The sequence below is a fragment of the Pseudomonas sp. NPDC090201 genome (assembly GCF_044746825.1).
Classification (GTDB): domain Bacteria; phylum Pseudomonadota; class Gammaproteobacteria; order Pseudomonadales; family Pseudomonadaceae; genus Aquipseudomonas; species Aquipseudomonas putida_AD.
In genome coordinates, this window is record NZ_JBIVCX010000008.1 from 120,831 (window position 1) to 134,719 (window position 13,889).

Annotated in this window: 2 protein-coding genes and 1 pseudogene (1 of these 3 only partly in view); all 3 read right to left on the reverse strand. The window is 64.6% G+C overall.

Annotated elements, in window-relative coordinates:
- The gene (locus ACIPOO_RS20290; RefSeq protein ID WP_400609352.1) at positions 1-1,407 is read right to left on the reverse strand and encodes an aspartate aminotransferase family protein; all 1,407 of its coding nucleotides are present in this window, start codon (positions 1,405-1,407) and stop codon (positions 1-3) included.
- Positions 1,400-3,823, reverse strand: coding sequence for a condensation domain-containing protein (locus tag ACIPOO_RS20295; protein WP_400609422.1), 2,424 nt, complete (start codon positions 3,821-3,823; stop codon positions 1,400-1,402). The genes ACIPOO_RS20290 and ACIPOO_RS20295 overlap by 8 nt, the downstream gene beginning before the upstream one ends.
- A pseudogene (locus tag ACIPOO_RS20300) lies at positions 3,803-13,889 on the reverse strand (non-ribosomal peptide synthase/polyketide synthase) (its annotated part continues 3,653 nt past the right edge of the window); the annotation flags it as partial. The pseudogene ACIPOO_RS20300 and the gene ACIPOO_RS20295, both read right to left, overlap by 21 nt.

Below are 13,889 nucleotides of genomic sequence, written 5' to 3' on the forward strand. Positions count from 1 at the left end.
CTAGCGAGTTGCAGCAGCGACCGCAGCGCCGAAGATCTCGGCAATCTGGTCGATCTGGGCAGCAGTGACGATCAGGGGCGGCAGGAACCGGATGACGCTGGAATGGCGGCCACCCACTTCGATGATCAAGCCGCGCTTGAGGCACTCACGCTGGATTTTCGAAGCCAGTTCACCGTTCTGCGGGAAGCGGCCCAAGGCATCGGTGCGCCCTTCGAGGTTGACCATCTCCACTCCGAGCATCAGGCCCATGCCGCGCACATCGCCCATCTGCGGATAGTCCTTCTGCAACCCCCGCAGATGCCCGGTCAGGCGCTCGCCCATCGCCGCAGCATGCTGATCCAGTTGCTGCTCGCGCACGATACGCAAGGTGGTGGAGCCGGCGACCATCGCCAGCTGGTTGCCACGGAAGGTCCCGGCGTGGGAGCCCGGTTTCCAGACGTCCAGCGACTTGTTGTAGACCACCACCGCCATCGGCTGGCTGCCACCGATGGCCTTGGACAGCACCAGCACGTCGGGGATGATGTCGGCGTGCTGGAAGGCGAATGGCTTGCCGGTTCGGGCGACGCCACACTGGATTTCGTCGAGGATCATCGGCACCCCGGCCTCGCGGGTGATGCGCCGCACCTCACGCAACCAGTTGGCCGAGGCTGGCACCACGCCGCCCTCGCCCTGCAGGGTTTCCAGAATCATCCCGGCCGGTTTCAACACGCCGCTTTCCGGGTCCGTCAGCTGGTTTTCGATGTAATGCAGGCCAATGCGTTCGCCCGCCTCGCCACCCACGCCGAACGGGCAACGGTAGTCGTACGGGAACGGCAGAAACTGCGCGTTCGAAGCCATGCCGTCCAGATACGCCTTGGGCCCCAGATTGCCCATCAACCCCAGTGCGCCCTGGGTCATGCCGTGGTAGGCGCCGTGGAACGCCATCAGGTTGCTGCGGCCGGTGGCGGTGCGCACCAGTTTCAGCGCCGCCTCTACCGCGTCGGTGCCCGCCGGGCCGCAGAACTGGATGCGCGCATCCCTGGCGAACTCCGCCGGCAACAGGGCGAACAGTTCATTGATGAAGTCGTCCTTGGCCTCGGTCATCAGGTCCAGGGTGTGCAGCGGGCGTTGACCATCGAGGGTGCTGCGCATTGCCTGCACCACCTCCGGGTGGTTGTGCCCCAGCGCCAGGGTGCCGGCACCGGCCAGGCAATCGATGAACCAGCGCCCTTCGCTGTCCTGCACGTGAATGCCCTGGGCGCGCTTGAGTTCCAGCGGAATGCGCCGCGGATAGCTGCGGGCGTTGGACTCCACCGCTGCCTGACGCTCCAGCCGCGGGGTCGGCGCGAACTGGTAGTTCGCATTGACCAGCGCTGCGTCTGGCCCGCTTTCAGCGTTGATCGGCGTCACGTTGTGTTGGCTATGCATATTCCTGCTCCTGGAAATCATGTGATTGAGGACGCTCGTTGACCTGCGCGAGGGCCTCGGCAAGCTGGGTGATGAACTGCTGATCACGGACAATCGAAAGGTGGTCGGCGTCGATCCAGGCCGAAACCTGCATGCGAGCACCCATGCCCTGCTCCAGAAGAGCCGGTGCGTTATCGTTATTTTCCGGGGAACGCTCGGCCCACCAGGCGTACACCGGCACGCTCTGGTGGTGGATTTCCCGGCATTGATTGGCCAGCGTGCGCATGTGCCGCTCGACGCCCAGCAACTGTTGCCAGTGCTCGTCGCCTTCGCTGTCGGGATCGCTGTCCAGCGCTCTGTTTTCCGGCACAGGTGGCCGCGGCTGCCCTGCCCCCGGCACGTAGCCGTCGATCAGGCCGACGAACTCCACACGCTTGCCCAGACGGGTCAACAGGCGGGCCATTTCCAGCACCATGGTGCCGCCCATCGACCAGCCGACCAGGCGATAGGTCCCGCCCGGTTGCTGCTCCAGCAGCGCCTTGACGTAATCCCGGGCCATCTGCTCGATGGAGGAATCGCGCCAGTTGCCGTCCAGCACCTGACGGTTCTGGATGCCCCACACGTCCCACTGCGCGGACAGCCGACGAGCCAGGGCGTAATAGCCCACCACCGTGCCGCTGACCGGGTGCACGCAGAACACCGGCGGCTTGTCGCTGGGGCCGCTGGTCAGGCGGATCAGCGGGTTGGGCGCGCCGTTGTTGCTCGATGGCTTGGCGCTTGCCGGCGACTCTGGCTGTGCCACCGGCAGTGATTCCAGCAGTTGAACCAACGCCTGGCGATAAGCGTTTTGCAGGCGTTCGATGGTCTGGCGCTGGTAGCGCTGGCCGCTGAAACGGAAAGTCAGCCCCAACTGCCCGGCGTACACCTGGCCGTTGATTTCCAGCTCGCGATTGAGCGCCGTGGCCGGATCGATCAAGGCGCCGACAGACACTTTCGACGGCGCAAAACGACCGTCGCCCAGATCCTGATCGAACTGCCCCAGGTAGTTGAACACCACCTTGGGCTCCGGCAGCGCGGCCAGTTGTTCACGCACCCGCTCATTGCCCAGATAACGCAGCAGGCCGAAGCCCAGGCCCTTGTCCGGCAAGCCACGCACCAGGGCGCGAACCTGTTCCAGCGTCTGGCGAATGCTGCTGGCGGCCTTGACCCGTACCGGGAACAGGCTGGTGAACCAGCCCAGGGTTCGGCCCACATCCAGCGCCTCGGACAGCGCCTCGCGGCCATGACCTTCCAGGGCAACGAGGTTGTCGCTGCGACCGGTCCAGCCTTCGAGCGTGTGGGCCAATGCCGCCAGCAGGATTTCATCGATTCGCGCATCCAGCGCCGCCGGAGCTTCGCGCAACAGGCGGCGGGTCGAGTCGGCATCGAGCAGCAATTCACACTGTTCGAGATCCTGCTGAGTCGCACGCCCCTGAGCGTTGTCCACCGGCCACAGGGTATCGTCCTGACCGACCTGCGCGAGCCACTGCCCAGCCTCGGCTTCACGTTCAGGACTCAGTGCTGCCTGCTGCAAGTGGCGCGCCCAGCGCTGGTAGCTGCTGGCTTTCGGGCCCAGATTGACGACGCTGTTCGACGCCAGTTGCGCGTAGGCACGGGCCAGGTCCTCCAGCAACACACGCCAGGACACACCGTCCACCACCAGGTGGTGCGCGACCAGCAGCAGGCGCTGCTCACTGGCATCCGGCATCTGCGCCAGTACCAGCCGCAGCAAAGGGCCGTCCTGCAGGTCGAGGCTGCGCTGGGCCTGCTCGCACAGGGCGGTCAGCTCGTTGTCATCGGCGACGTCACGCACCCACAGGCTGTCGCTGACCGGTGTTTCCCGGTAAGCCTGCTGCCAGCGGTTGTCGGTCAACTGCCGGAAGCTCAGGTTGAGGCCATCGTGATGACGCAGCACCGCCTCCAGCGCACGGGCCAACAGAGGCGCCTCGACCGGGCGCTTAACCTCCAGCAGCAGCGCCTGGTTGAAGTGCGCACGGTTGACCATCGGCTGCTCGAAGAAATGCGCCTGGATCGGCGTCAACGGCAGCTCGCCGGTTGGTGTTTCATCGACCAGCACTTTACCAGTGGCCTCGACCAGGGTCAGGCGCAGGGCCAGGTCCTTGAGCCGTGGGTGGCTGAACACGTCCTTGGGCAGCAGTTTCAAGCCAACCTGACGCAGACGGGTAATCACCGCCAGCGACTGGATCGAGTCACCGCCCAGCTCGAAGAAACTGTCCTGACGGCTGACGCTTTCGACACCCAACAGCTGCTGCCAGACTTTTGCCAAGTGCTCTTCGCGCTCGCCCTGAGGCGCTTCGAAGCTGTGGCTGCTGACGTGCGGATTGGGCAGCGCGTTGCGGTCGAGCTTGCCGTTGGGCAACTGCGGCAGGCGCTCCATGCAGACGATGTAGTGCGGCACCATGTATTCCGGCAGCGTAAGGCTCAGTTCCTGCTTGATCTGTTCTTCGTTGAGATCGTTGCCGCCGACGTACCCAAGAAGCTGCTTGCCGTTCGCCCCGTCACGCACGATGACCAAGGCTTCTCGCACGCCTTCACAACCCTTGAGGGCCGCCTCGATTTCACCGGCCTCGATGCGGAAGCCGCGAATCTTGATCTGGTGGTCGATGCGGCCCAGGTATTCCAGCAGGCCCTGGCTGTTCAGGCGCACGCGGTCGCCACTGCGATAGATGCGCTCGCCGGCCCGGAACGGGTGCGGCAGGAAGCGTTCGGCGGTGGCGCCGGGACGGTCCAGATAACCCCGCGCCACGGCGCCACCCAGGTACAGTTCGCCAGCGATGCCTTGAGGCAGCGGGTTCAGATCCGCGTCCATCACGTAGCCCTGGCGGTCCCCCACCAGGTCACCGATTGGCGCATAGGCCGTGGTGAAATCCGCCGTCTGCGCAGACGCCAGCCACAGGGTCGGCGTGACCACAGTTTCAGTCGGGCCGTAGCCGTTGATGATCCACAGCGGCTGCAGGTTGCGGATGACGTCATGCAGCATTTCGCGGCTGAAGGCTTCACCGGCAAAGCAGTAGGTTTTCACCCCCGGCCCCTTGCCCTGCAAACCCGCCCAGTCGGACAACTGGCGCAGGTAGCTCGGCGGGAACGACGCCACGGTGATGCCTTCGCGAATCAGCGTGTCGTAAGTCTGCTCGACGCTCCACAGTTCCTGATCCCGCAGTACGACGCGGGCGCCGTAACACATCGGCATCATCCAGCCTTCGTGGGCACCGTCGAAGCTGATCGACAGGAAATGGAACTTGCGGTCCTCGGCGGTGAAGCGATAACGCTCGCCGATGGTCTGGATATGCATCGAGATATCGCCATGGGCAATCGCTGCGCCCTTCGGCTTGCCGGTCGAACCCGAGGTGTAGATCAGGTACGCCAGTTGTTGCGGGTGAATCGTCACCTCTGGCGCGGTTTCGGGCTCATCCGAGACATCCAGTTGATCCAGATTGAGCAACGGCACATCACCCACCGGCACCCGATCCAGCGCCGCATCGTGGGAGATCAGCAGCTTTACGCCGCCGTCTTCGAGCATGTAGCGCAAGCGTTCGGTCGGGTAATCAGGGTCCAGTGGAATGTAGGCGCCACCGGCTTTCAACACCGCCATGAACGACAACCACAAATCCACACCGCGCTCCATGGCAATCGCCACTCGCACTTCAGTGCCGATGCCACGAGCCCGCAAGGCATGGGCCAACTGGTTGGCGCGACGGTCGAACTCGGCGAAGGTCAGGCGCTGCTGGCCATGGACCAGAGCGATGGCATCGGGACGCAAGCGTGCGTGGTCGGCAATCAGCTCGTGAATCGGGCGGTCAGCGTAGGGCGAGAACGGCGGCGTGTTCCACCGATCCAGCGCCACCAGGTCCGCCTCACCCAGCAACGGCAGGTCGCCGATGGCGGTGTGCGGTTGCGCGCAAACGGCGTTCAACACCGTCAGCAGCTGGCCGTACAGGCGCTCGACGGTCGAGGCGTCGAACAGGTCAGTGGCGTAATCCAGGTAGCCGCTGATGCGCCCGTCCTGATGTTCGAAGGTGCCGAGCACCAGGTCGAACTGCGCACCCTTGATGTCCCACTGCTGCGCTTCGATGCTCAGGCCATCGAACTGCAGCAGCGACATGTCCGGTTGCTGCTGGTGGTTGTAGCTGACCTGGAACAGCGGGTTGACGCTCAGGCTGCGCGCCGGCTGCAAGGCTTCCACCAGTTGCTCGAACGGCAGGTCCTGGTGGGCATGGGCGCCGAGCAGGTTGTCCTTCACCTGCGCCAGCAACCGGGTAAACGGCAGATCGCCGCTGACCTAGGCACGCAACACCAGAGTGTTGACGAAGAAGCCGATCAGCCCCTGGGTCTGCACCTCGGCACGGCCCGCCACCGGTACGCCGATGCGCAGGTCGCGCTGGCCGCTGAGGCGATACAGCAAGGTGTCGAACGAGGCCAGGAACAGCATGAACAGCGTGGCATCCTGGGCCCGGGCCGTGTGTCGCAGTCTGTCGGCCAGATCCTGGGGCAATACGAAGGCATGCCGCCCGCCCTTGCCATCGCGCTCGGCAGGCCGCGAGCGGTCAGCCGGCAGCTCCAGCACCGGATGCTCGTTGCCCAGCGCTTCACGCCACCAATTCAACTGCCGTTCGCGCTCGGGCCCGCTGAGCACCTCGCGCTGCCAGCTGGCGTAGTCGGCGTACTGCACGCTCAGGTCAGGCAGTTGGGATTGCTGGCCTTCAGCAAAACTGCGGTACAGACGGGCGAAATCTTCGAGCATGACCTGCACCGACCAGCCATCGGAGATGATGTGGTGCATGCACAGCAGCAGGCGCCACTGATCCTGGCCGACTCGCACCAGCGCCACGCGCCACGGCGCCTGAGGGGCATCGAGATCGAACGGCTGGTTCATGAAGGCGTGGGCCAGTTCGGCGAAGTCGTCCTCCATCGAGGCGCTGTCGCGCAGGTCATGCCGGGCAATGTTCACGCCGGCCACCGGCAGGATGCGCTGCAACGGCACGCCCGCCTCGCCGGGCTGGAAGCAGGTGCGCAGGCTTTCATGGCGGGCTTCCAGGGCGTCGAAGCTGTGCTGCAGCGCATCGATGTCCAGCGCACCGCTCAGGTTCAGCACACAGGGCAAGTTGTAAGCGGCGCTTTCCGGCTCCAGTTGCGCGAGGAACCACAGGCGCTGCTGGGCGAAGGATTGCGGGGCGAAGGCAGCTTCACCCCGAGGCAACAAGGCTGGCAATGCTGCCCGTTCGGCGCGGGTGCTCAGGTAGTGCGCAAGGTCTGCCAGCACCGCCGAATCGAACAGCGCGCGCAGCGGCAGTTCCAGCTTGAGCTCGCGACGAATCTGCGCCACCAGTTGAATGCCCAGCAGCGAATGCCCGCCCAGTTCGAAGAAATTGTCCTGTCGGCCAACCTGCTTCACGCCCAGCAGATCCTGCCAGAGTTCAGCCAGCGTACTTTCCACACCGGCCAGCGGCGCTTCGAACGCCCGCTGCTGCACCTGCGGCTCTGGCAGGGCCTTGCGGTCCAGTTTGCCGTTGGCCGACAGCGGGAATTTCTCCAGCGTCACCAGGTGCGCCGGGACCATGTAGTCCGGCAGGCGTTGCTTGAGCTGGGTGCGCAGTTGCTCTTCGTCGAAAGCCTGTGCGACGACGTAGCCCACCAGTTGCATGCCAGTGGACAGTTGACGTGCAACCACCACCGCTTCGCTGATCGCTGGATGATCCAGCAGCGCCGATTCGATCTCGCCGATTTCCACCCGCAGGCCGCGCAGCTTGATCTGGTGATCGAGACGGCCCAGATATTCCACCGCGCCGTCGGCACGCCAGCGCGCCAGGTCACCGGTGCGGTACAGGCGCTCGCCCTTGCCGAATGGGCTGGCGACGAAGCGCTCGGCCGTCAGGCCCGGCCGCAAATGGTAACCACGAGCCAGACCGTCGCCGCCGATGTACAGCTCACCGGGTACGCCGATGGGTTGTGGGTTGAGGCGGCTGTCTAGGATGTGGACTTGCAGGTTGGCAATCGGACGGCCTATGGGCACCGAAACGCCCGGTTCGTTGCGGCAGGTCCAGTGGGTGACGTCGATGGCGGCTTCGGTGGGGCCGTAGAGGTTGAACAGCCCGGCATTCGGCAGGCGCTGTAGGGTGTCCCGGGCCAAGTCCGCAGGCAAGGCTTCGCCGGAGCAAACGATGCGTTTCAGGGGCGTGCAACCGGACAGATCGTCCTGGGCCATGAACGCGGCCAGCATCGACGGCACGAAGTGAAGCGTGGTGATCTGATGCAGATCGATCAGAGCGTTCAACAAGGCAGGATCGCGATGATCGCCGGGCTGCGCCATGACCAGCCGGGCGCCGACCATCAGAGGCCAGAAGAACTCCCAGACCGAGACGTCGAAGCTGAATGGAGTTTTCTGCAGAACGGCATCGGTTGCGTCAAGTTGATAAGCCTCCTGCATCCACGCCAGGCGGTTGAACAGCGCTGCGTGGGTGTTGCCTGCGCCCTTCGGCTTACCAGTCGAGCCGGAGGTGTAGATCATGTAGGCCAGTTGCTCGGGGTGAATCTCAACCACCGGCGCCATCACAGGCTGACCAGTGACATCCAGACGATCCAGATTCAAGACCTGCACGCCTTCCACGGCAGGCAAGTCATCGATGACCGCGTCATGGCTCAACACCAGACCAACGCCTGCGTCTTCCAGCATGTAGCGCAGACGGTCAGCCGGGTACTCAGGGTCTAGCGGTACATAGGCAGCGCCGGCCTTCACCACCGCATACAGCGCGACCACCATTTCCACAGAGCGCAATGCAGCAACACCCACCAGCGACTCACGCCCCACGCCTTCAGCACGCAGGTAATGAGCGAGCTGGTTGGCCCGCTGATCCAGTTCCAGATAGGTCAGCGCCTGTTCGCCAAAGCGCAAGGCTTCCCGATCCGGATGCATCTGCGCAAGACGCTCGAATGGGCGATGGACGATGAGATTATCAACAGCCCAATCCCGCGCCGTATCATTGACCAACGCCAACTGCGCCCGATCCTGCAAGTCCAGCAACTCAAAATCACCAATCGCCGCATCCGGCTGCTCCAGCAACTGCGCAAACAACTGCACGAAACGCTGGTGCAAGCGCTCGACCGTGCCGTGATCGAACAGGTCCGTGGCGTAATTCCACGACCCACCCAAACCACCATCGGCGTCTTCATGGGTGTTGAGCGCCAGGTCGAACTGGCTGCTGCCGTCGTCCAGCGGCAGCACGTCGGCCACCAGCCCCGGCAAGCCGGACAGCGGTTCGAAATCGCGCTGCTGGTGGTCGTAGGCCACCTGGAACAATGGGTTGTGGCTGAGACTGCGCTGCGGCTGCAAGGCTTCCACCAGTTGCTCGAACGGCAGGTCCTGATGGGCCTGTGCGCCCAGGGTCGCGGCGTTGGCCTGCTCCAGCACCTCACGGAACGTCAGCTCGGCAGACACCTGGGCACGCAGCACCTGGGTGCTGACGAAGAAGCCGATCAGGCCTTCGACCTCCAGACGGGAACGCCCGGCAATCGGTACCCCAACCCGCAGATCGCTCTGCCCGCTGAGGCGATGCAACAGCACCTGATACGCCGACAGGATCGCCATGAATGGCGTCACGCCCTGTTGCCTGGCAAAAGTGCGCAGGCGCTGACTGAAGGTCTCGTCGAAGTCGAACAGCAGGCGGTCGCCCTGATAGCTCTGCTGCGCAGGACGCGGCCGGTCGCTCGGCAATTCCAGCACCGGATGCTCGTCGCCCAGTTGTTCGCGCCAGTAATCGAGCTGCCGCTCGCCCTCGCCCGCCGCCAGCCATTCACGCTGCCAGGCGGCGAAATCGGCGTACTGCAACGGCAACGGCGCCAACAACGGCGCGCGATTTTCCACGGCAGCGCGATACAGCTCGCTGAACTCCTGCAACAACACCCGCACCGACCAACCGTCGGAGATCATGTGGTGCAGGCACAGCAGCAGGCGCTGCTCATCGGCCGCCACCCGCACCAGCGCCACGCGCCAGACCGGGCTTTGCGAGAGGTCGAACGGACGCTTGACGAACTCCTGCGCGAGCGCCTTGAACGCCGCTTCGGCGTCGGCTTCGCCGCTGATGTCCAGCCGTTCGATCTGCACCGCGCCCGCCGCATCGATCTGCTGCAACGGCACGCCTTCGCCCGCCATGAATCGCGTGCGCAACACCTCGTGCCGTGCCGTCAGGCCGTCGAAGGCCGATTGCAGGGCCGCTTCATTCACCTCGCCGCGCAGATGCACCGCGCCCGGCAGGTTGTAGGTGTGGCCGCCCGGCTGCAACTGGTCGAGGAACCACAACCGCTGTTGCGAGAACGACTGCACCGCCTGGCTGGCGTTGCGCTTGATGAGTTCCAGCTGCTTGCCCGGCTGCTCCAGTTGCTCGATGCGCAGGGCGAAATCCGCCAGCCGCGGTGCTTCGAACAACAGCCGCAATGGCACGCTCAGTTCATGTTCATGACGCAGGCGCGAGATCAGTTGCATCGCCAGCAGCGAATGGCCGCCCAGCTCGAAGAAGTGATCATTACGCCCTACCGCATCAATGCCCAGCAGTGGCTGCCAGAGGGCCGCCAGATGCTGTTCGATCTGGCTTTGCGGCGCCTGGTAATCGCTGGACGCGAGCTGCGGCGCCGGCAATGCGTTGCGGTCCAGCTTGCCGTTGGGCAGTTGTGGCAGGCGCGCCATGCAGATGATGTGAGCCGGGACCATGTACTCGGGCAGGGTCACCTTGAGTTGCTGCTTGATCTGCTCTTCGTTCAGATCGTTGCCGCCGACATAGCCCAGCAGTTGTTTGCCGTTCACCCCGTCACGCACGATGACCAGCGCTTCGCGCACGCCTTCGCAACCCTTGAGTGCCGCCTCGATTTCACCGGCCTCGATGCGAAAGCCACGAATCTTGATCTGGTGGTCGATACGGCCCAGGTATTCCAGCAGGCCCTGACTATTCAGGCGCACACGGTCGCCACTGCGATAGATGCGCTCGCCGGCCCGGAATGGATGCGGCAGGAAGCGCTCGGCAGTCGCACCCGGACGGTCCAGATAACCCCGCGCCACGGCGCCACCCAGATAGAGTTCGCCGGCGATTCCCTGAGGCAGCGGGTTGAGGTCCGCGTCCATCACATAGCCCTGACGATCCCCCACCAGATCACCGATTGGCGCATAGGCCGTGGTGAAATCTGCCGTCTCCGCAGACGCCAGCCACAGAGTCGGGGTGACCACGGTTTCAGTCGGGCCGTAGCCGTTGATGATCCACAGCGGCTGCAGGTTGCGGATCACGTCGTGCAGCATTTCGCGGCTGAAGGCCTCGCCGGCGAAGCAGTAGGTTTTCACTCCGGGACCCTTGCCCTGCAAGCCGGCCCAGTCGGACAACTGGCGCAGGTAGCTCGGCGGGAACGATGCCACGGTAATGCCTTCGCGAATCAGCGTGTCGTAGGTCTGTTCGACGCTCCACAGCTCCTGGTCGCGCAGCACCACGCGAGCGCCGTAACACATCGGCATCATCCAGCCTTCGTGGGCGCCGTCGAAGCTGATCGACAGGAAGTGGAACTTGCGATCCTCGGCGGTGAAGCGATAGCGCTCGCCGATGGTCTGGATGTGCATCGAGATGTCGCCATGGGCGATGGCTGCACCTTTTGGCTTGCCGGTCGAACCTGAGGTGTAGATCAGGTACGCCAGTTGGTGCGGATGGATCGTCACCTCGGGCGCAGTTTCGGGCTCATCCGAGACATCCAGCTGATCCAGATTAAGCAGCGGCACATCCCCCACCGGCACCCTATCCAGCGCCGCATCGTGGGAAATCAGCAGCTTCACGCCGCCGTCCTCGAGCATGTAGCGCAGGCGCTCGGTCGGGTAGTCCGGGTCCAGCGGGATGTAGGCGCCGCCAGCTTTTAGCACCGCCATGAACGACAGCCACAAATCCACACCGCGCTCCATGGCAATCGCCACCCGCACCTCAGTGCCGATGCCGCGAGCGCGCAGGGCGTGGGCCAACTGGTTGGCGCGACGGTCGAACTCGGCGAAGGTCAGGCGCTGCTCGCCATGGACCAAGGCGATGGAATCGGGGCGCAAACGGGCGTGATCGGCGATCAGTTCGTGAATCGGGCAATCAACGTACGGCGAGAATGGTGGCTGGTTCCAGCCGTGCATCTCATCCACGTCATTCTGGGTGAGCATCGACAGATCGCCGATGCGCGCTTCAGGGAAGCGGCAAATGCCGTCGAGCAGGGTCTGGAAATGCCCGCACAGGCGTTCGATTTGTTCGGCGCTGAACACATTGCTGTGGTAGTTCACATGGATATGCGCGCGCTCGCCCGCCACCACCGCCAGGCTCAGCGGGTAGTGGGTCTTGTCGCTGAGTTCGACCGCGCCGAGTTCGATGCCGCCGGCTTGCTTGTCGCGCAGCACGGCGTCCACCGGGTAGTTCTCGAACACCACCAGGCTGTCGAACAGATCGCGGCCCGCATGCCCGGCGTAGCGCTGGGCCTCAAACAGCGGCGTGTGTTCGTGCTCACGCAGTTCGAGGTTGTGCTGTTGCAGCTCATTGAGCCAGTCACCGACCGTCTGCTGCGCCTGGGGTGCCTGCACCAGCGGCAAGGTGTTGATGAACAGCCCGAGCATGCGCTCGATGCCCGGCACCTGGGCCGAGCGGCCAGACACCGTGGCGCCGAAGGCCACGCGCTGCTGACCGGTGTAGCGCTGCAACAGCAGCACCCAGACCGCTTGAATCAGGGTATTGGCGGTCACGCGCTGGCGGCGGGCGGCCGTGCCTAGCAGCTCGCTGTCCAGATGCATAGTCTTGACCAGCACCTGGGTCGGCAGCGGCTCGCCATTGCTCGAAGTCGGTGCGGTCAGGGCCGTGGCCATCAGCGTCGGTTGTTCGAAACCGGCCAGATGGGTCTGCCAGAACCGCGCGCTGTGTTCGGCGTCGCGGCTGTTGAGCCACTGCACGTAATCGCCGTAGTGCCCGGCAGGCTGAGGCGCGGCATCGGACATCGCCGCCTGGATCACCTCGCCCAGCACAGCCGCGCTGCTCCAGCCATCGAGCAGGATGTGGTGGAAGGTCCAGACCAGTTTCCACAGGGTCTCGCTCTGGCGCACCAGCAACACACGCATCAGCGGCGCTTGCTGCAAGTTGAAGGGGGTTTCCCGTTCGGCCGCCAGCACTTCGCCGAGTGCTTCGGTGCGCCCGCGCAGGTCCAGTTCGCGGACCTCAAGCTGCGCATCGCGACGGATCAGTTGCACCGGTTGCTGGCTGCCGCTCAAGCGCAGGAACGAGGCGCGCAGAATCGGATGACGCTGCACCGCTGCCGCCCAGGCCGACTTGAATCGCGCCAGAGGCAGGTGATCGACATCCAGCGCCACCTGGTTGATGTACAGGTCGCGGGCATCGTCAGCGGACTGCACGTCGCTCAGTTCGCTGTGGAACAACAGGCCCTGCTGCATCGGCGTCAGCGGGTACAGTTGCTCGACGTCGCGGGCGGCGACCGGCAGTGCGTCCAGTTGCGCCTGGGTCAATTCAAGCGCCGGGAAGTCCGAGGGCGTGACCGCCGAGTGGCTGCGGCAATGCTCGATGACCTCGTCCAACGCTGTCGAGTAGGCGTCGAGCAGGTGTTGGATCGACGCTGCTTCGTGACGTTCGCCGCTGTAGCTGCAGGTTAGGCTGAACTGGCCGTCGCGCACCTGGGCATCGATGGACAATTCGCAGCCCAGCGGCGCATCGGCGGCACGTTGGGCACCGCTGCCTTCAGCGGACAGGCTGAACAGCCCGCTGCTGTCCTGCACGCGACCCATGTAGTTGAACAGCACGCAGCCTTCCAGCGACGGCAACGCCTCGCCGCGCAGATGGCGCAGCAGGCCGTAGCCCAAGCCGCCATTGGGCACGGCGCGCAGGGTTTGCTTGGTGTGCTTGAGCGCTGCATCGAGGCTGTCGTGAGCCTGCAGGCTGACCGGGTACAGGCTGGTGAACCAGCCCAGGGTACGGGCCGGGTCGATACCGTCGAACAGGTCTTCACGACCATGACCTTCCAGCGCGATCAAGGCACGGGGCTGGCCACTCCACCGGGCAAGGGCGCGGGTCAGCGCGGTCAACAGCAGGTCGTTGATCTGGGTGCGATAGGCCGCAGGGGCCTGGTTGAGCAGCGCCTGGGTGCGAGCGGCATCCAGTTGCAGGTGCTGATGTTGCACCACGCTTTGCTGCGCCTTGCCCTGAGGGTTGGCACACGGCAGTTGTGGCGCAGGCGGCAGGTTGCGCCAGTAGTCGGCTTCGGCCAGCAGCGCATCGCTGTAGGCGAAATCCAGCAGGCGATTGGCCCAGCGCTGGAACGACAGGCCCTTCTCGCCCAGATCGATGGTCAAGTCCGCCTGGGCCTGGACGTAGGCGTTGTGCAGGTCTTCGAGCAGCAGGCGCCACGACACGCCGTCCACCACCAGGTGATGCACCACCAGCAGCAGA